Genomic DNA, 18862 nt, shown 5'->3' with positions numbered 1-18862 from the left:
TCTGCTGAGAACTACCTGAGCAGCGCTCTCAGGCCCCGCGCACCTCAGGTGGGCAATCCGAGGACTCGTGCTGACGAATGGTGTGCACAACCTCGTCCGACGCCTCCCCCAACGCGGTCAGCCGCTCCGGACCGAACACATCGACGAAGAACTTCCGGATCCGCGCCGCATGCTCCGGAGCACACGCCTCGATCGCCGCCCGCCCCTCGGCCGTGATGGCGACCTCGGGATACCGCGAGTCGCACGACTCCCGCCGTACCAGCCCGCGCTTCTCCATCCGGGTCAGGTGGTGGGACATCCGGCTCTTCTCCCACTGCGTCGCCTGCCCGAGCTCGAACGCGCGCATCCGCCCGGTCTCCGCCTCGGACAGATTCACCAGGATCTCGAAGTCGGACCCGGACAACCCGAACTCCCGCTGCAGATGCCGCTCCATGTGCGTCTCGAGCGTCTTCCGCATCAGCAGATAGCTCCGCCACGCCTTCTGTTCGTCATCGTCGAGCCACGGTCCTTTACCCACGCTCCCCATACTACCCGACCCGGTTGACACATCAACCAGATCGGGTAGTCGTCGGGCCAGGAGGATCAGCTGGCGGTGCAGGTCACGGGCGGGCGGGTTTGGTCGCCGCCGTGCAGGACGGTGAATCCGAAGGTGTTGCCGTTGCCGTTGGGGCGGGCGGTCATGACGTTTCCGGAGCTGTCCCAACTGACGGCGGCGTTCCAGGTGGCGATGATCTTCTGCGGGTAACGGACGGTGACAGTGACGGTCCAGTTGCTGGAGCCGGTCACCGTGACCTGGCCGTTGAAGCGGTCAGGCCAGGACTGGCCGTCGGAGTACGTCGCGGTGCAGCCGCCGCCGGGTGGCGGGTCGGTGGCGTCGGGGGCGACGGCGCGGCCGGTCGTCGAGGAGATCTTTCCGGCGCACAAGCCACGGCTGCGCAGGCCCGAGACGATCTGGGGTACTGCGGCGACCGTGGTCGCGTACTGGTCGTGCATGAGGATGCTCTGGCCGTTCGTGAGCCGCTCGGCGGCCTGGACGATCTGCGCGGTGGTGGCGCCGTTCCAGTCCTGGGAGTCGACGTCCCAGGTGATCGTCCGCAGCCCCAGACCAGAAGCGACCGATTCGAGGGTGGAGTTCGTTTCGCCGTACGGCGGGCGGAACAGGCTCGGCGTTCCGCCGCCGGCGTTCTGGATGGCGGTCTGAGTGCGGGACAGCTCGGACGACATCTGGGCCGTGGTCAGGGACTGCATGTGCGGGTGGGTATAGCTGTGGTTCCCGACCCACATGCCCGCACTCACCTGGGCAGCCACCAGACCAGGGTTTGCCGCGGCGTTCTGCCCGATGTTGAACATCGTCGCCCGCACTCCGGCCGACCGCAGCGCGCTCAGCAACTGCTGGGTGTTGCCGGCGTTCGGCCCGTCGTCGTACGTCAGCGCGACGTACCCGTTGCTGCACTCGGTCGGCGTGGACCCTCCATTGAGAGCTTCCAGCGTTGCTGTGTACGCCGGCTTCTTGTTGCCGTAGCCGTCGAAGAGCAGCGGTGTGTCACCGGACCGCCAGGAGTCGGTGTCACGCACTCCCCACACGCTGATGCCGTTGCAGCGCGCAACGGCCAGACAGGCTCGCACCACAGCGCCGTACTTGTTGGCCTGGTCGGTGCCCGAGCCCTGGATGTCGAGCTCGGTGATCTGGACGTCGACCCCCAGGGCGGCGAAGGTCGACAGGGTGGTCTGGAAGTCGCTGGGCAACGGGCTGCCACTGTTGAAGTGCGACTGCAGACCAACACAGTCGATCGGCACGCCGCGAGCCTTGAAGTCGCGGACCAGCGCGACCACGGCCTGGGTCTTCGCCTGGTGGATGTTCTCGATGTTGTAGTCGTTGTAACAGAGCTTGGCGCCCGGGTCGGCGGACCGCGCGGCCCGGAAGGCGGCCTCGATCCAGTCGTCGCCCGTGCGCTGCAGGTTCGAGTCCCGCCGGGCGCCGGAACTGCCGTCGGCGAAGGCCTCGTTGACCACATCCCAGGCGAAAATCTTGCCGCGGTAGTGGGTGGCGACCTGGGTGACGTGATTCAGCATCGCGTTGCGCAGCGCGGATCCGCTCATGTTCTGCATCCAGCCCGGCTGCTGAGAATGCCACGCGAGAGTGTGTCCCCGCAGGCGTTTGCCGTTGCTGGTCGCCCAGTTCGCGACCCGGTCACCGGAGCTGTAGTTGAACTGGTTCTGGTTGGGCTCGGTCGCGTCGATCTTCATTTCGTTCTCGGGCGTGACCATGTCGAATTCGCGGTTGGCGATGGTCGTGTACGTCGAATCGCCGAGCTTGCCGGCGCTGATCGCGGTACCGAAGTACCGGCCGGTCTGGGCCGCGGAGGCACCAAGGGTGGTGGCGGCTTCCGCGGCGGTCGGGACGAGTACGACGAGGCCGGTGGCGGCCAGGGCGCCGGCGGCCAACGCCGCAAGGCTTCTTCTGATCATGCAGCTCACCTTTTTCTGGGGGCGGTCAGTTGTCGGGTGACGTCACGCAGTGATCGTGGGCATGCAAGTCCGATAAATCAAGAGCGAATTCCCGAGAAATTTCCGAAACATTTTCGGACGACCGTTGCCAGCCTTTCCTTGTGTGGCAGGACGTTCGATATTGTTCGAAGAACGATCCAGCCACCATTGTCAGCCAGTCAACCGAAATGTTTCGGGACCTGCGAAAGCTGTTTCGGGCCTGCGGACAGCCCCTTGGACATCACGGCTCCCAGAGCAGAGTCTCCAGGGCTGCTGTCAGTCGGGAACGCGTCGGTGCGTGGCTGTTGGCGAGTTCGATGAGGTCCTCGTTGCGGCCGGCCAGGTCTTTGAGTGTTGCCTCGGCCTCACGCTCGTCCCGAATGATTGCTGCGGCCAGTCGGCTCGCTGCGTCGCTCAGGTCATGTTCTGGAACCGATTGGTCCGACAGCGCCGCAAGGAGTAACAGCATCCGTTGCTCAGCGCGCGAAACGGACGGCCATAACCGCAGTAGGCCTTGTGCTGCGTTGACGACCACCACGCGGACCTCAGCGTGGTGGAGGTCCGGCTTGTAGCCGTAGGCCTCGGCCTTCGCTGCCTCACAACCGGCGAGGAACAGCGTGTACAGCAGGTACAGTCGCCGCTTCGGTGCGAGCTGCGGGGCCATGGCGAGCTGGGCCAAGACTTGCAAGGCCGGCGCCGAGGAACTGTAGCTGCTGCCTTGATGGAGTACCGAGCCAACAAATTCGGTGTGCAGCTCATCCCAGTTGTCGTCATTGGCGGCCAGTCCTCGGAGCAGTTCCGGGACGTCTGATGCAGGTCCGTACGCATGAGTCAGTTCACCCCAGCTCACGCTGTCGATCCCGGTCAGTGCGACGGAGTCACCGGGCCCGTCGGGGAGCGTCTCGTCGACGGAGCGGTCTTCTTGCACGCCGACCCGGCCTGGACTGTCCGCCAGCGCGGCCAGGCGTCGCTCGTGCGCGGTCGTCTCATCCAACTCGTGCACGAGCCCCTCACGTGTGAAGGTCCGTAGGAGCAGCTCGGCGCCACCGCCACCGCTGCCCCCTGAACGGCCGTGCAGTCGCTCCGCCAACCGCCGTACAGCCTCGTCCTCCTGGGCCCGCCACCAGTGCTCGTCCGCATCGGGCACGGGCCCTGTCGCGACCGAGAAGACGTCCCATTGCCCCTGCTCGTCCGGGCGCATGGACGGCTTGCCGTACCAGAAACTCGACGGATCTTTGCTGAAGTGGTCGACGTCGCGGATCGCCACCAACCGGTGCCCACGAAGGGCCAGCGCACAGGCCAGTTCCTCCGCGGCGGCCCTGGTCGGGACGGTGACTCGGAAACTCTGCGCGAACGACGGCAGGTAAGGCATGCGGCCCTCAGTAGTCCAGTAGAAGTGGTTGTTTGGCTATTTGCGCTGCTCGCGCAAGTTGGATGAACACGGCAAGGCCGAACCGCCCGGCTTTGTCCACGTCCGAAGGCGAATCTGGCGGTCCAGCCTGCCGCAGTTGCACGAGATCTTCTTCGCGGTCCAGACCGAGGCTGGCCGCGAGTAACTCGAGCTCGACGATCAGTTGATTGACCCGGCCCATGCGAGCGGGTTGCCCGGTGAGCCGGGGCGCTTCGAACACGGTCGGCCCAACCTCATAGGGAAGCCACCACTCAACACCCGCCAAGGGTGTCGGGTACTTGGTTGGATTCGCCGAGGCGCGCTTGTAGGCAGGAGCGTCATGGAATTGACGGGGCGAGTCGGCAGGACTCGCCCGGCGTAGAAACCCTGAGCGATTGCCCGGTTTCAGATCGGGTTGTTCGTCGTAGGCTGCGAGCAGCACCATCCCGCCGTACCCGTCCCAGTCGGGCTTGTCGGTCCAATAGGGGAGCTCTGCATCCTCTGGCCAAACCTCTGACGTGCCCAGCGCGTCGGACAAGCCGAGCTGCCACGATCGAACCGCATCGGCCGCCTCCACCGGATCGGTGATCGCATCCTCGGGATCCGGCTCGGCGCGAACCATCCGCACCTCCATCCCCTGCGCCTGTGCCGCCTGCTGCACAGCCGTCAACCAGTCCCCAAGCCCGTACCGAGTCAACGGCCCCACATAAACATCCAGTCCCATGCCCTGCATCTTTCCAGTCCAGGAGGCCCAAGCTCGCCGTTCGACAAGCGCCGTGGTTAGTCGGCGATGAGGGTGTAGGCGAAGGGGAGGCGGCGGTCGAGCCAGTCGGTCTTGATGGTCACGGACTTGGTGCTCTCGGAGAGCATGACTACCTCGTCGTCGGCACGCCACTCGAGGATCCGGTCCTTGGAGAGCTGATCGCCGCCTTCGTCGGCCGCGCTGAAGACCGCGTCGAGTACGCCGGTGAACAGCCGGCCTGCTGCCTTTGCTGCGAGTTCTTTAGGGCTGCCACTGAGCCACTCGGTGCGGCCGATGATCTCCGGGTGGCCCGGCTGGTTGATACGCCAGGTCGGGCGGAGCAGCGGCCGGGCCGACGGGATGCGGGTGATCGTGCCGATCAGTTCCGTCTGGTCGTCGCGGACCTCGTAGGTGTTCTCCGTGGTCCCGGCAACTGAGCACAGTAGTTGCTTGCCCTCGGCATCCAGGGTGAGGGCGGCGCCCGGAGCGACGTACGCGCAGGGTGTGAAGACCCGGTCGTTCTTGGGGCCTTGGGGCACGCGAATGGCTTTGGGGCCCCACTCGATCCGGTTGCGCTTGCGGGTGGCTGGTCGGGCAACGTCGCTCAGGGTGAACGCGCGGACCTGGTTCCACTCGATCTCAGCCACCGCGCCACCTTAGACGGCGGTCAGGTGGCGTTTCGTGGCGCGTACATGATGACGGCGACGCCAACCAGGCAGATTGCTGCGCCGAGGAGGTCCCAGCGGTCGGGGCGGAAGCCGTCGACGAGCATTCCCCAGGCGAGGGAGCCGGCCACGAAGATGCCGCCGTACGCCGCCAGGATCCGGCCGAAGTTCGGATCGGGCTGGAAGGTGGCCACGAAGCCATAGGCGCCGAGGGCAAGGATGCCACCGGCGATCCACCACAGGCCTTTGTGTTCGCGCCAGCCTTGCCAGACCAGCCAGGCGCCGCCGATCTCGGCGACGGCGGCGACGAGGAACAGCGCGATGGATTTGGCGATCGTCATGAGTCAGAACGTATCCACCCGTGTCGGCATGCCGACGTCGACCGGCCCTGTGGGCGCGTCGCACGTCGTACGGCGGCGCTTGCGATGCACCCAGACCACAGCGAGCAGCGCCATGACCGCCACGACGGCCAGCGCCGGGATCCACAGGGCGGCGACTACAGAAGCGATCGACAGGCCGCCGAGGACCGCGAGTATCGGGCCGGCGCAGCACATAGCGCAGGCACCGACAGCGAGAGCACCGGCTCCGGCCAGCTGCCAAGGCCGTCGGGTCTGGTCAGCAGCACTCACGGCGGGTCTCCGATTGGTCGGCCGGGTGCGAGCCGGCGAGGTCCGCGAAGGGAAGGGGGCAGGCGGGGCTGTGGGCGCAGTCGATCAGGTCGTCGCACCCGGCCTCGAGCGCGGAGCGCAGGGACGCCGCGATGACGGTCAGGTCGGCGATCTTGGTTTCGACGTCGAGCAGCTTGTCGCGGGCGCGGGCTTGCAGGCCTTCGTCGGGATTCTTGCCGTGGCGGTGCCGGCCGGCCTCGAGCAAATCGGAGATCTCTTCCAGGGTGAACCCGAGCCGTTGAGCGGCCTTGATCACGCGCAGGACCGTCACGGCCTCGGGTGGGTAGAGGCGGTGGCCGCCGGGGCTGCGGTCTGGTTCGGCGAGCAGGCCGCGGCGTTCGTAGTACCGCAGGGTCTGCAGGTTCACGCCGGCCGCGTCGGCGACCTGGCCCGACCGCAGACCTCCTTCAGTGGTGAGGCTCATGACGCGCGGGCCGCGAAGGCGTCCAGCACCGCCACGTGCGCAGGCGGAACGGTCACCGTCATCTCCAGTACGTCGCCGGCCGAGGCGAAGTCGAAGCCGAAGAACGAGCAGCAGCTGCTCTCACGGCTGGCCAGGTCACGCGCCTGGGCCTCGACGCCGCCGGGCACGGTCAGCCGCAGCGTTGTCGGGTCGACGCGCTCCGCGCTCTGGACCGAGGCGAACAGGTCGTCGAACTCGGCGACCCGGACCGGCTGCTCGACGGTCGGCAGCGTGCAGGAAGCCGGAACCCAGTCCAGGCCGGCAGCGGAGGTGTCTGAGGTGCACATACTTAGAAGGTAAACCTGTACCCCAGTACCGGATGCAAGCCCGGATTCAGACGCCGATCAGGAAGAGCACTCCGGCGACGACGAGGCCGACCTCCACCAGTACGACGAAGACGCGGTCGGTGATCCGGTTCATGAGCTTCTTGCCGACCCAGGCGCCGGCGAGGGTGGCGGGCGTGAGTGCGGCGCCGTAGATGAGCACCGTGCGGGTGAGGAGATCGCCGGCGCCGTACGCCGCGATCTTCGACAGATGCATCGTGAGGGCACTCGCAGCCTCGGTGCCGATGTAGGCAGCTCGAGTCAGACCGCACGCGAGGAAGAACGGCGCCGTCAGCGGACCGACTGAACCGAGCAACGCCGAGCCGAGCCCTGACGCCGCACCGACGCCGACGAAGGTGTGATCGGACGGCTTGCGCGGTCGGCGGTTCAGCCGCCGCCAGACGACCACGCCGATCAGAAAGACGCCGAGCAGCCGTTTGAGCGGACTGAGTGGCGCATGGGCCAGCAGCAATCCCCCGGCAACGGCAAACGGTACGGCGCCTGCTGCGAACCAGCCGATCAACGGCCACTGAAGCTCGCGGCGGTTGAACCAGACCCTGGATGCATTGCTGGACAGCTGAGTGAGAGTAAGCATCGGTACGGCGACCCGCAGCCCGAACAACGCGGTGAACACCGGCAGCAGCAGTACGCCGCCACCGAACCCCGCCACCGCTGACACCACAGCCAGCGTGAACGCGGCAGCCGAGGCGGCAAGCAGGATGGCGAGCTCGTGAATCACCGCCCCAGCTTGGCAGCCGCGAAGGCCGTCCTGTCGCATGCGCTCTCTGTGGACGAGGTGTTCGGTACGACGGGCGGCGACCTCAGGCGTCGATGGTCGAACTCCGCAACAAAGTGAACGGGCCCGTGCTCGGATTGTTCATCCCTCCAGCCTCGTCGCGCTGATTCAGGGAGACAGTCTGGGATTCACAACCGCAGACATATCCCCCGTTCTTCGAGCTCCCGCGCTCGTACGCCGTACTGGACTACACGCGAAGCGCCCTGGATCTGCTCGCGATGGCCGCATTCATCCCACTGATCTTCCTGGGGCGGTCCAACCGATATTTCACCGCCCGGCGCCCACCTGCCTGAGGGCGATGGGCGCGGGACCGCAGCAACCACCGGCGGCTTCGTCGCTGGACGAGCTGTCGGTGAGGTTCGACGAACACACACCTGTCTCCGGCAGGTCGAGCTGTACGTCGCGGGCCGCGGCCCAGTCACCAGCCAGGGCTGCGACCACGGAACGAGCTTGCTCGTAGCCGGTCGCCAGCAGGAACGTCGGCGCACGGCCGTACGACTTCGCGCCCACGGCGTAGTAGCCCGGTTCGGGGTGCGCGAGCTCGTCGACGCCGTGCGGCGGAACGGTGCCGCAGGAGTGCTGGTTGGGGTCGATCAACGGGGCCAACGCGCGGGTGGATCCGAGGATCGGGTCGAGGTCGAGGCGTAGTTCGCCGACGATGTCGTGGTCGGGGCGGAAGCCGGTCGAGTTCACGACCGTGTCGGCGACTACGCGTCGCTCACCGGCGATCAGTTCGACGCGACCGTCGCCGGTCTGCTCGACGGCTTCGATCCGGAAACTGCTGACGAGCTCGACCCGCCCGGTCCGGACGAGGTTCTGCAGGCGGGATCCGAGTGCTCCGCGGGCGGGCAACTCGTCGGCCTCGCCGCCGCCGTACGTGCGTGCTTGGTCGGAGCCCCGGACCACCCACACGATCTCGGTGCCGGGCACCTGCTCGGCCAGGTCGCCGAGGTCCAGCAGCGTTGTCGCAGCCGAGTGGCCGGCGCCGACGACCGCCGTACGACGTCCTGCGAATCGCTCGCGGTCACGACCCAGTACGTCGGGCAGCGCGCGGGCGATGTGAGCCGCAGCGACGGCTTCGCCACGGGCCGGGATGCCTGAGCCGCCGAGCTCGTTGGGGCGCCGCCAGGTACCGGCCGCGTCGACCACCGCCGCGGCGAGCAGTTCGGAACCGTCGGCCAGGCGGATGAGGAATGGCGCGTCTTCGCGGCCCGCCGTACGGAGTCGATCGAACCCGACCCGGGTCACCGCCTGCACCGGCGAGTTGTAGCGGATCTTGTCGCTCAGCTGCGGGGTCTTGGCCAGCGGTACGAGGTAGGCGTCGATCAGGTCGCCGCCGGTCGGCAGCTTGCCGGGGTCGGGTTCGGACCAACCGCCGGCCTGCTGCAGGAGCCTCCGAGCGGCGCTGTCGATGTCGTAGCGCCACGGGCTGAACAGCTTCACATGCCGCCATTCGTCGATCGCGGCGGCGACGCTCGGGCCGGACTCGAGGACGATGAAGTCGAGGCCGCGTTCGGCCAGATGCGCGGCTGCAGCCAGGCCGATCGGGCCCGCACCGATGACCACGACCGGCAGGTCGGAAGCACTGACGCTCATGGTGTTTCTCCCAGCTGCACTAAGTTGATATTCATCTAAACAGCGATCCCCACCTTGCATCTTGATTAGATGGAAGTCAAGATAGACGTATGTCTAAACAAGCCGCCGGTTGCTGCACCCCCATCTCGGTCGCGGCTCTCGACGAGGCCACGGCGACCGAAGGCGCGGCGGTCTTCAAGGCCCTGTCGGACCCGATCCGCCTGCGGCTGATGTCGATCATCGCCTCGGCCGGCGCGGAGGTCTGCGTCTGCGACATCACCCCGCACTTCAACGTGTCGGGCCCGACGATCTCCCACCACCTGCGGGTGCTGCGCGAGGCCGGACTTGTCGACTGCGAGCGCCGCGGCACGTGGGTCTACTACTGGCCCCTGCCGGACCGCCAGCAGTGGCTCTCCTCACTGCTCTCCGTGCCCGCGCCGACCCACTGAGGGACACGGTCATGCCCGAGGTCTTGTTCGTCTGCATCCACAACGCAGGTCGCTCCCAGATGGCCGCAGCACTTCTCGATCACCACGCTGCCGGGCGAGTCGTCGTACGGTCGGCCGGGTCGCAGCCTGCCGACCAGCTCAACCCAGCGGTCGTCGAAGCGATGGCGGAGCTCGGTCTCGACATCTCCAAAGAGTTTCCCAAACCGCTGACCGACGACGCGATCAAGGCGTCGGATGTCGTCATCACCATGGGCTGCGGCGACGAGTGCCCCTACTACCCCGGCAAGCGCTACCTCGACTGGAAACTCGACGACCCCGCCGGCCAGGACCTAGACGCCGTACGACCGATCCGCGACGACATCAACACGCGCGTCCAAGCCCTCCTCGCCGAACTCCTCGCTGCCGGCCCCGTACAGAAGGACTGTTAGAGGGTGGCGCTTAGAGCCGCGCTGCCGGCGGTTTTACGCCTGCCGATCTGCTGAGCATGTGACCCATCACCTGTCCTTCTGTACGCATCGCCTCGGCCGATTGAAGCCGTGGCCAAGCCGATCTCGGAAGCTGACGGCCGGGTGCATCTGGGAAGCCCTCGGCGGCCGAAGAAGTACGGCAAGGAGACTGAGGGGAATTCGCTAGAGTGAGCGCCGTGACCAGCATGGAGGCCGACGCACCGTCGTCGGCCGAGATCTCCAAGGGCTTCGCGGAAGGCCGGCCGGAGAGCCTTGCGGACGCCTATCAGCGCTGGTCCACTTTGGTTTACACGCTCGCGTTTCGTGCGCTCGGCAATCGCGCGGACGCCGAGGACGTCACGCAGCAGGTGTTCGTGTCGGCCTGGCGGGGCCGGGCGAACTTCGATCCGGACAGCGGCCAGCTCGGCGCGTGGATCACCGGGATCACCCGGCACCGGATCGCGGACCGGCTGACCGCGCGGAGCCGCGACGTGCGCGACTCCGAAGCCGCGGCCCGGCTCGCCGAGCAGAGACCTTCGGCGCAGGTGGTGGACGACCTCACGGTCGATCGGGTGGTGATCGCCGACGAGCTCAACCGGATCGACGACCCCCGCCGTACCATCCTGAAGCTCGCTTTCTACGAAGACCGTACGCACCCACAGATCGCCGAGCAGCTGGATCTTCCGCTCGGAACCGTCAAGAGCCACATCCGGCGTGGCCTCCTGCATCTGCGGGACCGACTGAAGGAGGTGACCGGTGACGACACATCTCGATGACGAACTGCTAGCGCAATGGGCGATGGGAGACGGTGGCCCGGACGGGCCCGCCACCGATCACCTGCGGTCCTGCGATCAGTGCACCACCACGCTGGCCGAGCTGCGCCAGATCTTGGCCACCGCTCACGACCTGCCGGAGCTCGAGTCACCTCCGCCGGGGCTGTGGGGCCGGATCACCGATGAGTTGAGTCTCGACCCGGAAAGGGCAGCGGCGCCAGTGACGCGGCTCCGTACGGCGCGCAGCTTCCGCGGCCGCACTCTCGCCGTGGCGGCGACCATCGCTGCTGTGATCGGCGCTGGTGCCGGAATCGGCGGGACGCTGCTGCTCCGCGAGGACGAGAAGCCTGCCCCGGTCGAGGTCGCCATCAAGCTCGCCCCGCTCGAGGGCAAGGCCGGAGCCGGTACGGCGGACCTCGTCAAAGCGCCCGCCGGCGGCAAACTGAAGGTCGCCGCCTCGGGTCTGTCCGCGAGCCAAGGCTTCTACGAGGTCTGGCTGATCAACATCGACGGCAAGCGGATGGTGTCGCTCGGCGTCCTCGATCCGAGCACCGGCGGAACGTTCCAGATCCCCGGCCAGATCACCGCCCAGGGCTACCGCATCGTCGACATCTCGCTGGAGCCCGACGACGGCAACCCCGAGCACTCCCACGACAGCATCATCCGGGGCACCCTCCCGGCGTAGGCCGTTAAGCCTTGCCCAGCAGGTGCCGCAGGGCGCCCTCGAGATCCGGGTAGCGGAAGGTGTGGCCGAGCTCTTCCAGCCGTGCGGGGACGACTCGTTGGGAAGCCTCGGCGAGCTCGCGCGCGCCTTCGGCTCCGAGGATGAGCTGCGGTCCGAACGACGGGACCGGGACAAGCGCAGGTCGATGCAGGACCCGGGCAAGCGTGGCCGCGTACTCGCGGTTGCGCACAGGCGACGGGGCGACCGCGTTGACCGGGCCAGAAAGGTTCGGGTCGTACAAGGCGCGGTGGTAGATGTCGAGCAGATCGTCGATGCCGATCCAGGCTTGCCACTGATCGCCTGATCCGAGCCGACCGCCGAGACCGGCGGCGAACAAGGGGAATTGAACCTTCAGGACACCACCGGCGGGCGTCTGCACCAGACCGGTCCGAACCCTGACCACACGCAGGCCGCCCGCGCTCGCAGGCTCACTCGCCTGCTCCCAGTCGTCGACCAGGTTGGCCAAGAACCCAGAGCCACGCTCGCTCTCCTCGGTCAGTACGTCGTCATGCCGATCAGAGCCGTAGTAGCCGATGGCGGAGGCGCTCACGAAGACCGACGGACCGCCGTCCGTGGCAGCCGCAAGCGAGGCCAGCGCTCGCGTCGGGCCAATCCGGGACTCACGGAGGCCGCGTTTGTGCGCCGCGGTGAACCGGCCTGCGATCGAGGCGCCGGCCAGATGGATCACTGCATCGACACCTTCCAGCAGCGCCGGGGCAGGATTCGCCGGATCCCACTGGCGCTCGTCCGGATTCGTCGCAGGCCGCCGTACCAGCTTGATGACGGTGTGGCCGACCGTGCTCAGCAAGGCGGTGAGCGCGGTGCCGATCGTGCCGTGCGCGCCGGTGACCGCGACCGTCAGCGGACGCATCCCGGCCGCTACCGCTCGCTGCCGCGCAGCCAGATCATCAGCCAGTTGGCGATGCCGATACTCAAGCATCGAGCGCAGCAGGAAGCCGGGCACGTTGCTGTCGATCTCGTCCGAAATCCTGGTGGCGGAGTCGCCCTCCGCCGCGAAGCTGTGCGTGTGCCGCCACTTCACGACGTTCCGCACCAGCGGCGTGTCCAGCTCGTCGACGAACCGCTCCGGCACCACGGCAGAGCTGTGCCGAGCGATCCAGTCGAAGCCCAGCGGGAAGCCAAGCACCGCAACCCCGTCGGACAGGTCGGTGGCCTCCTGCTTGATGGTCACCGGCATCCACGGCGGAGTCAGGCGTACGACGGCGCCCGGCCGCTGGTGCCAGGCGAACACCTCGTCCCGCGGCGCGGCGACCACACTCGAGTGCTTCAACCCCATGCTCGAACCTCCAGGACATCGAAAAGCCTTCAGGGCAACGCATCCGCGGTCACCACCAGGTTGTCACGGTATCCCCCACCCTCTGCATCGTACGGGCCACCGCAGGTGACGACCTGCAGGCGCCGCGGCCCGGCACGGTCGAAGAGGTTGTCCACGGCAAGCTTCTTCTTCGGGATGTCACGGATCTCCGCCACGCGATAGCGCACGACCGGACCGCCGTTCGTGCGCACTTCCACCACGTCACCCCGCTTGAGCTTTCGCAACCGCACGAGCGGGCCGACGCCGTACTCGCGGCTGTCCAGGTGACCTCCCAGGACGACCGAACCAGCACGGTCGCCGGGGCCGGCGCCGTACCGGTACCAGCCGATGGTGCGCGGGTCCGGCGGCAGCGCCATCTGTCCATCCCCAGCCACTCCCATCGCCGCGATCGGGAGATCAAGACCGACAGGGGGTACGACAAGCCGGCTAGGCGTTGGAGCCGGCTTGCCGACCGACGGCAGCTCGGCCGGATGAGCAGTGATGGATGGCGAAACGGGCGCTGCACCCGCAGTCCGAGGTGTGGGGGTCACGCTCGGCCGCGTCGGCGGTGCAGCTGCCCGTTCACCTCCGGAGGTACACCCGGCCAGGAGAACCCCGGAGCTCAGTGCGGCCACCACAAGGGTGACCGCACGCTGTCGATAGCCGATCACGACCGAGCAGGCACCCGAGCCAGGCGAACCGAACCGACGCTCACGACGCCGATCGCCGCGAGAGCAGCGAGGCCCCAGGCCCAGACCGGAACCGAGCCGCTCTGCGCCGCCTGGCCACCGGTACCACCAGGAATGCCGGACGGGTTGTGGTGCAGCCCGCTCAGCGTCTGGACGGCGAGCTTGAGGTTCTTGTCGCCGGCGCTCCCCCACGCGTACACGATCGTGTTGGCGCCTTCCTTGACGTTGACATCCGCCGGGCCGATCGCCACGGTCTTGGTCCCGGCCAGCACCACATCAGCCTTCACCGTTCCCGCCGGGAGGTCCGCCTTGACCTCCTTGGGGTTCGTCAGTCCCTTGAAGACCGGCGTACCACCAGCCCGTACGTCGACCGCGGGCGCGGCCGCGTCGTGCCGGACCGTCAACCGTCCCTTGCCCGCGGCAACCTTCGAGACATCGTTCACGTACGGCGTCAGGACCGGCTTGCCGGCCGCGTCGAGATGGGCGACGACGGTGATGTTGGCCCCACCGGGAACCTTGACGCCGTCGGCCTCGATCACGGCCTTGCCCTTGGCCCCGGCGCCGGCCGCGGTGACCTTCAAGTCATAGCTCCCCTCGGGCAGCTTGACCGGGTCCGTGAGGGTGCCTGGCTTGAAATTCGTCAGCAGTGCTTTGCCGTTGACGTACACGTCGACGGTGGCCCCGGGGACGGCGTGCAGGACCGCGACGGTCGCGTTCGCAGCCGGCCGGGCCTGGGCACTCACCGCCGTCGCTGCCGGCACTCCCGCGAGCAGCAGCGCCGAAGCCGTCAGAGCGGTGACACGACGTACAGACATGAATCCTCCTAGAAGCAGGCTTTGACCCCACTTCCGCCCCTCGGCGGCCCGCGGATGCACGCGATCTGTATAACTTTTGCCTAATTTTGCTCAGCTGGTTTGAGAGGCCCCGGCAGCGGTCACCGGGAGGGCTGAAACCGAGTGAAGGAGTGAGCACGATGAGCAACGTGACCGAATCGGTCGACGTCCAGGTTCCGCTGCGCACGGTGTACAACCAGTGGACGCAGTTCGAGTCGTTTCCGCAGTTCATGGACGGGGTCGACGAGATTCGCCAGCTCGACGAGACGCACACGCACTGGGTGACGTCGATCGGCGGCGTGAAGCGTGAGTTCGACGCCACCATCACCGAGCAGCACGCGGACGAGCGCGTCGCCTGGACCACCGAGTCCGGTGCCAAGCATGCGGGTGTGATCACCTTTCACCGGCTCAACGACACCGAGACGCGAGTGACCGCCCAGATGGACATCGACCCGGACGGCCTCGCGGAGACGGTGGCTGACAAGACCGGTGTGATCGCGCGGAAGGTGAAGGGCGACATGGCGCGGTTCAAGGAGTTCATCGAGGCCCGCGGCCGGGAGACCGGCGAGTGGCGCGGCGACGTCGACGCAGGGTCCTGACCTCCCGTGTACACGGGATACCTGGCCAGCCTCGCCGCTCTGCCGCGCGCGGACGGTGACGGTGACCCGAGCGACTGGAGCGGCGCACCGTGGATCATCGTCATGGTGGTCGTTGTCGCGGTGGTCGTCGTCGGCGGAGTGATCGCAGCCCGCTACCGCAGTCACCGCGAACGCTGACCTAAACGAGTGGCTCCTGGAGTTCCGTCACCCAGAGGTCGGGGTCGTCGGGGCAGTCGAGGTACAGCTCGCGGGCGGGTTCGGCGGGGTGATAGCCGTTCTGGTCGATCCAGCGGGCCAGCGCCTGCCAGGCGGGCAGCACCTGATCGATCGGGCCGTGATGAACAAGCGTTGCCGCCTGGACGGCCGGCAGATCGTAGACGTCCAGTCCGTTGCGGTTGCCCTCGGCATCTACCGCGGCGGGCACGGTGGCCCGGAGGACGACCTGCTCCTCGGTCCCGCTGCCCGTTCGCTGGTAGAGGCAAGTGAGGCGGCCCGCCGGGTGAACGCCGTCGGCTCCGGCGAGGCGGCTGCCCAACTCGGCGCACAGCGGCCGGATGACCGGGCTGATGTCATCGGGAACAAAGCTGGCCGCGGTCGCGGTGAGTCCGACGAGTCTGATCGCCGGAAGCTCCTTGATCACAACGGCCGGCGCCGGATCGGAACTGTCGAGGCTGTGCAGGCGCGCCTCGACCTGGCGGAGCCGGGCGGTACTGTCGGCCAGTGCCTGCTCGAGTTCGGCGCGACGCAAGGTCAGCATCGCGCGGAGCTCGACCGGCGAGATGCCGTCGGCGATCATCGTCGCGACCTGTTCGAGCGAGAAGCCGAGGTCTTTCAGCGCGACGATCTGGTTGAGATCGGCGAACTGGCTTGCCTCGTAGCTGCGGTAGCCGGTCACCGGATCGACGGCTGCGGGCCGGAGCAGTCCGATGCCGTCGTAGTGTCGCAGCATCCGCACCGATACCCGCCCGTGCCGCGCGAAATCGCCGATCGACAGCACCCTGTACTCCCTTCCCTGAAGCCTCTAGTCAAGCAGTTCGGCGAACGTGATGGCTGTGTCGTCCTCGTGCCACGGGCCGATCACCTGCGCTCCCACCGGCAGTCCCGCCCGCGTCACGCCGGCCGGCATGCTGAGGGCCGGCAGCCCCGTCAGCGTGGCGTGCGCGATCCAGAACACCTGAGCGTCGTACCGCTGCTCGCCGTACGACGTCGTGATCGTCCGCTGGTCGAAGGGACGATCATCGTGCGGAAACGCGGTCGTGAAACTGGTCGGGCACAGGAACACGTCGATGTCGTCGAAGTACCGCTGCCAGGTGGCACGCAGTTCCACCCGGCGGCGCTCGTGGGCGAGCACCTCGCCGAAATCGCCGCTCTCCGTCGAGTCGCCGAACGCGGCCATCGTCGTACCCACCTGGATTCCGAACGCCTCCGCCTGCTCGACCGGATCGACTCCGGCCGGCCACCCGTCCACGATGGTGGCGCCGCTCGCCGCGATCCGATCTACCAGGCCGGACAACACTTCGCCGACCTCCGCGGAGACCCGCGCCGCCGGGTGATCGAGCACCACGCCGACCCGGTAGTCGGCCAGTCGGCGATGCCGCGGCGGACGCAGCTGCCACGAGTACGCCGACGGTACGGCGGGCCCGCCGGTGACGCGGAGTGCGGTGCGGAGGTCGGCCGCCGAGGTCGCCAGCGGACCGACGTTGGACATTGACGGGAACTCGAGCTCGAGCAAAGGCTCACCAGGCGGCTGCAACCCACGCAACGGCACCACGCCGGCGGTCGGTTTCAGGCCATACACCCCGCAGTAAGCAGCCGGAAGCCGGATCGACCCGACCAGGTCCGAGCCGTACTCGAGGTAGGTCAGCCCGGCCGCCAGCGCCGCCGCGCTCCCGCCACTCGAACCGCCCGGTACCAGGCTCGGATCGATCGGATTGCTGGTCCGGCCGTAGACCTCGTTCACGGTCTGCCCGAAGTCGGCGAGCATCGCGTGCACGTTCGTCTTGCCGACGATGATCGCCCCCGCCGCCGTGAGCCGGTCCGCCACGGTCGCGTCCCAGTCCAGCACCGCGTCGGCGAACATCCGGTTGCCCCAGGTGCTGTGCATCCCCGCTACAGCGAAGGCCTCCTTGATCGTCATCGGTACGCCGTGCAGTGGTCCCGTCTCGCGCCCAGCGGCGACCAGCTCGTCGGCCACGGCCGCCGCGCGGACGGCGTACTCCGGCCGGGTCTCGACGACCGCGTTGACCGTCGTGTCGGCGGCGATTCGCTCCAGCAGTTGCTCGGTGACCTCGCGCGACGAGACCTGGCCTGACCTGATCTCGGCGGCAAGTTTCGTGGCTGTCTGTGTCATGCCGGCAGAAGTACGCCCTGACACAGTGTCAGAGTCAATCGCGCGGGTCACCCGGGGTGATGAGGCCGGTTTCATAGGCGAGGACCACGGCTTGGGCTCGGTCGCGGAGGGTGAGTTTGGCGAAGATGCGAGCGGCGTGGGTCTTCACGGTGGCTTCGCTGAGGGTGAGGTGGGTGGCGATCTCGGCGTTGGAGCGGCCTTGGCCCATCAGGGTGAGGACTTCGAGCTCGCGCGGGGTGAGGACGTCCAGGTCGCGGTGCAGGGCGGGCGCCGGCGTGGCGAAGCGTTCGACGAGACGGCGGGTGATCGACGGCGACAGCAAGGCGTCGCCGGTGGCTACCAGGCTGACGGCGGCGGCCAGGTGTTCGGGGGTCACGTCCTTGAGCAGGAAGCCGCTGGCGCCGGCGGCGAGGGCGGCGTACACGTAGCGGTCGACGTCGAAGGTCGTGAGGATGAGGATGCGGCAATCGGTAGGAGTGGCGAGGATGCGGCGGGTCGCTTCCAGGCCGTCCATGGTGGGCATGCGGATGTCCATCAGGACGACGTCCGGCCGCAACCGTCGTACGGCGTCGACTGCTTCGGCGCCGTCCGCGGCCTCGCCGACGACCTCGATCCCGCGAGCGGTCAGGATCATTCGGAAGCCGGTACGCACCAGCGCCTGATCGTCGGCGATCACCACTCGTGTCGTCACGGGCGTTCCAGCGGCAGCTTCGCGCGTACCCGGAAGCCACCACCGAGGCGGCGACGCGCATCGAGGTCACCGCCGTAGACAGCCACTCGCTGCTTCAGACCAAGCAGTCCCCGGCCGTCGCCACTGGCAGCCGACGAGGCGCGGGCCCCACCACGAAGGACACTCGGACCGGTGTTGAGGATCTCCACTCGAAGAGCGTGGTCGCTGTAGCGCACCGACACCTCAGCCTTCACGCCGTCGCCGTGCTTCAGGGCGTTGGTCAGCGCCTCCTGGATGATCCGGTACGCCGTCACGTCGGCACCCGTCGGCAGTGGCCGCGGCTCCCCCGAGATCCGTACGTCGACCGGCAGCCCCGCGAAGGCGATCCGGTCGATCAGCGCGCTGAGGCGTGTCAGGCTCGGCTGCGGCGACAGTGAATCAGGCTCTTCGAACCCATCGGCCTTCGGCGCGAGCAAACCCAGCAGATGCCGCAGCTCGGACATGGTGTCCCGACCGGCAGCTTCCACGGCGAGCAAAGCCGCCTCTGCCTGGGAGGGTTCGGTAGCGAGCACCTGCCGGGCCGCACCGGCCTGGATGACCATCACGCTGACGTTGTGACTCACGATGTCGTGCAGGTCGTGCGCGATCCGGGCGCGCTCGGCATCCACCGCGTTCTGCGCTGCGGCCTCGCGCTCACGCTCCAGCAACCAGCCACGCTCTTCCAACGCGCGGCGGTGCGCACGCCGCGCCCGAACGAGCGCGAACGCGAGCAGGGCGGCCACCACAGCCAGTGTCGCGGCGAGCAGCCAGACGATGATCACGTGACCACTGTCCCAAAGCCGGTGCCGAATGCACATCATCCTCCGGGCGCACGCCGTACATCTGCAGGATGAGGGGCCGCGGAC

General features: G+C 67.8%; 24 protein-coding genes. 6 read left to right on the top strand and 18 right to left on the bottom strand.

Going from position 1 to position 18862, the window contains the following annotated elements; genetic code table 11:
* Nucleotides 1-28 precede the first annotated feature (28 nt).
* The 11 genes from ABZS29_RS14840 to ABZS29_RS14790 form a co-directional block, all read right to left on the bottom strand.
* Nucleotides 29-517, bottom strand: coding sequence for a MarR family winged helix-turn-helix transcriptional regulator (locus tag ABZS29_RS14840; protein ID WP_355462051.1), 489 nt, complete (start codon nucleotides 515-517; stop codon nucleotides 29-31).
* Nucleotides 518-582: 65 nt separating this feature from the next.
* Nucleotides 583-2469, bottom strand: coding sequence for an endo-1,4-beta-xylanase (locus tag ABZS29_RS14835; protein WP_355462049.1), 1887 nt, complete (start codon nucleotides 2467-2469; stop codon nucleotides 583-585).
* 259 nt (nucleotides 2470-2728) lie between these two features.
* Nucleotides 2729-3859 carry a hypothetical protein gene (locus tag ABZS29_RS14830; protein WP_355462047.1) on the bottom strand — a complete coding sequence of 377 codons (1131 nt, stop codon included), beginning with the start codon at nucleotides 3857-3859 and terminating at the stop codon, nucleotides 2729-2731.
* Between the two features lie 7 nt (nucleotides 3860-3866).
* Complete coding sequence (locus ABZS29_RS14825; RefSeq protein WP_355462046.1) at nucleotides 3867-4601, bottom strand: hypothetical protein; 735 nt, start codon at nucleotides 4599-4601, stop codon at nucleotides 3867-3869.
* Nucleotides 4602-4657: 56 nt separating this feature from the next.
* Complete coding sequence (locus ABZS29_RS14820) at nucleotides 4658-5266, bottom strand: hypothetical protein (protein ID WP_355462045.1); 609 nt, start codon at nucleotides 5264-5266, stop codon at nucleotides 4658-4660.
* 20 nt (nucleotides 5267-5286) lie between these two features.
* A complete protein-coding gene (locus tag ABZS29_RS14815; protein WP_355462043.1) occupies nucleotides 5287-5625 on the bottom strand; it encodes a YnfA family protein in 339 nt (112 codons plus the stop codon).
* Between the two features lie 3 nt (nucleotides 5626-5628).
* Complete coding sequence (locus ABZS29_RS14810) at nucleotides 5629-5913, bottom strand: hypothetical protein (protein ID WP_355462041.1); 285 nt, start codon at nucleotides 5911-5913, stop codon at nucleotides 5629-5631.
* On the bottom strand, nucleotides 5900-6376 hold the full coding sequence (locus ABZS29_RS14805; protein ID WP_355462039.1) for a MerR family transcriptional regulator: 477 nt from the start codon (nucleotides 6374-6376) through the stop codon (nucleotides 5900-5902). The genes ABZS29_RS14810 and ABZS29_RS14805 overlap by 14 nt, the downstream gene beginning before the upstream one ends.
* Nucleotides 6373-6702 (bottom strand): hypothetical protein, encoded by a 330-nt coding sequence (locus ABZS29_RS14800; protein ID WP_355462038.1) that lies wholly within the window; start codon nucleotides 6700-6702, stop codon nucleotides 6373-6375. The genes ABZS29_RS14805 and ABZS29_RS14800 overlap by 4 nt, the downstream gene beginning before the upstream one ends.
* 46 nt (nucleotides 6703-6748) lie before the next feature.
* Nucleotides 6749-7516, bottom strand: a complete 768-nt coding sequence (locus ABZS29_RS14795) for a sulfite exporter TauE/SafE family protein (protein ID WP_355462036.1) — start codon at nucleotides 7514-7516, stop codon at nucleotides 6749-6751.
* A 285-nt stretch (nucleotides 7517-7801) separates the two neighbouring features.
* Nucleotides 7802-9130, bottom strand: a complete 1329-nt coding sequence (locus ABZS29_RS14790; RefSeq protein WP_355462034.1) for an FAD-dependent oxidoreductase — start codon at nucleotides 9128-9130, stop codon at nucleotides 7802-7804.
* A gap of 89 nt (nucleotides 9131-9219) precedes the next feature.
* Here ABZS29_RS14790 and ABZS29_RS14785 point away from each other — a divergent pair, with 89 nt between their 5' ends.
* The 4 genes from ABZS29_RS14785 to ABZS29_RS14770 all read left to right on the top strand — a co-directional run bounded on the left by ABZS29_RS14785 (nucleotide 9220) and on the right by ABZS29_RS14770 (nucleotide 11462).
* The gene (locus ABZS29_RS14785) at nucleotides 9220-9558 is read left to right on the top strand and encodes a metalloregulator ArsR/SmtB family transcription factor (RefSeq protein WP_355462032.1); all 339 of its coding nucleotides are present in this window, start codon (nucleotides 9220-9222) and stop codon (nucleotides 9556-9558) included.
* 11 nt (nucleotides 9559-9569) lie between these two features.
* Nucleotides 9570-9986: an arsenate reductase ArsC gene (locus tag ABZS29_RS14780; protein ID WP_355462031.1), complete on the top strand. Its 417-nt coding sequence runs from the start codon at nucleotides 9570-9572 to the stop codon at nucleotides 9984-9986.
* Nucleotides 9987-10210: 224 nt separating this feature from the next.
* Nucleotides 10211-10780, top strand: a complete 570-nt coding sequence (locus ABZS29_RS14775; RefSeq protein WP_355463190.1) for a sigma-70 family RNA polymerase sigma factor — start codon at nucleotides 10211-10213, stop codon at nucleotides 10778-10780.
* Entirely contained in the window at nucleotides 10761-11462 is a 702-nt protein-coding gene (locus ABZS29_RS14770) for an anti-sigma factor (protein WP_355462029.1), read from the top strand. The genes ABZS29_RS14775 and ABZS29_RS14770 overlap by 20 nt, the downstream gene beginning before the upstream one ends.
* A gap of 4 nt (nucleotides 11463-11466) precedes the next feature.
* On the opposite strand, the gene ABZS29_RS14765 is transcribed toward ABZS29_RS14770, so the two are convergent.
* From ABZS29_RS14765 to ABZS29_RS14755, 3 genes are all read right to left on the bottom strand, one after another.
* On the bottom strand, nucleotides 11467-12798 hold the full coding sequence (locus tag ABZS29_RS14765) for a TIGR01777 family oxidoreductase (protein WP_355462027.1): 1332 nt from the start codon (nucleotides 12796-12798) through the stop codon (nucleotides 11467-11469).
* A 29-nt stretch (nucleotides 12799-12827) separates the two neighbouring features.
* Nucleotides 12828-13367 carry a class F sortase gene (locus ABZS29_RS14760; protein WP_355462025.1) on the bottom strand — a complete coding sequence of 180 codons (540 nt, stop codon included), beginning with the start codon at nucleotides 13365-13367 and terminating at the stop codon, nucleotides 12828-12830.
* Between the two features lie 116 nt (nucleotides 13368-13483).
* The gene (locus ABZS29_RS14755; protein ID WP_355462023.1) at nucleotides 13484-14320 is read right to left on the bottom strand and encodes a DUF4397 domain-containing protein; all 837 of its coding nucleotides are present in this window, start codon (nucleotides 14318-14320) and stop codon (nucleotides 13484-13486) included.
* Nucleotides 14321-14478: 158 nt separating this feature from the next.
* On the opposite strand from ABZS29_RS14755, the gene ABZS29_RS14750 reads away from it, so the two are divergent.
* Together ABZS29_RS14750 and ABZS29_RS14745 are read left to right on the top strand one after the other, a co-directional pair.
* The gene (locus ABZS29_RS14750; protein WP_355462021.1) at nucleotides 14479-14937 is read left to right on the top strand and encodes an SRPBCC family protein; all 459 of its coding nucleotides are present in this window, start codon (nucleotides 14479-14481) and stop codon (nucleotides 14935-14937) included.
* Nucleotides 14938-14943: 6 nt separating this feature from the next.
* A complete protein-coding gene (locus ABZS29_RS14745) occupies nucleotides 14944-15114 on the top strand; it encodes a hypothetical protein (RefSeq protein WP_355462019.1) in 171 nt (56 codons plus the stop codon).
* A gap of 1 nt (nucleotide 15115) precedes the next feature.
* Here the strand turns inward: ABZS29_RS14745 and ABZS29_RS14740 are convergent, their stop codons facing one another.
* The 4 genes from ABZS29_RS14740 to ABZS29_RS14725 are packed head-to-tail and all read right to left on the bottom strand — an operon-like array spanning nucleotide 15116 to nucleotide 18778.
* The gene (locus ABZS29_RS14740) at nucleotides 15116-15934 is read right to left on the bottom strand and encodes a MerR family transcriptional regulator (protein WP_355462017.1); all 819 of its coding nucleotides are present in this window, start codon (nucleotides 15932-15934) and stop codon (nucleotides 15116-15118) included.
* 24 nt (nucleotides 15935-15958) lie between these two features.
* Nucleotides 15959-17287 (bottom strand): amidase family protein, encoded by a 1329-nt coding sequence (locus ABZS29_RS14735; RefSeq protein ID WP_355462015.1) that lies wholly within the window; start codon nucleotides 17285-17287, stop codon nucleotides 15959-15961.
* A gap of 34 nt (nucleotides 17288-17321) precedes the next feature.
* Nucleotides 17322-17978, bottom strand: coding sequence for a response regulator transcription factor (locus ABZS29_RS14730; RefSeq protein WP_355462013.1), 657 nt, complete (start codon nucleotides 17976-17978; stop codon nucleotides 17322-17324).
* Nucleotides 17975-18778, bottom strand: coding sequence for a histidine kinase (locus ABZS29_RS14725; RefSeq protein WP_355462011.1), 804 nt, complete (start codon nucleotides 18776-18778; stop codon nucleotides 17975-17977). The genes ABZS29_RS14730 and ABZS29_RS14725 overlap by 4 nt, the downstream gene beginning before the upstream one ends.
* Between the last annotated feature and the right edge of the window lie 84 nt (nucleotides 18779-18862).

Source organism: Kribbella sp. NPDC005582 (genome assembly GCF_040605415.1).
GTDB lineage: Bacteria > Actinomycetota > Actinomycetes > Propionibacteriales > Kribbellaceae > Kribbella.
The sequence above is the reverse complement of the archived record's forward strand: the minus strand, read 5'-3'. Positions and strand labels throughout refer to the sequence as shown.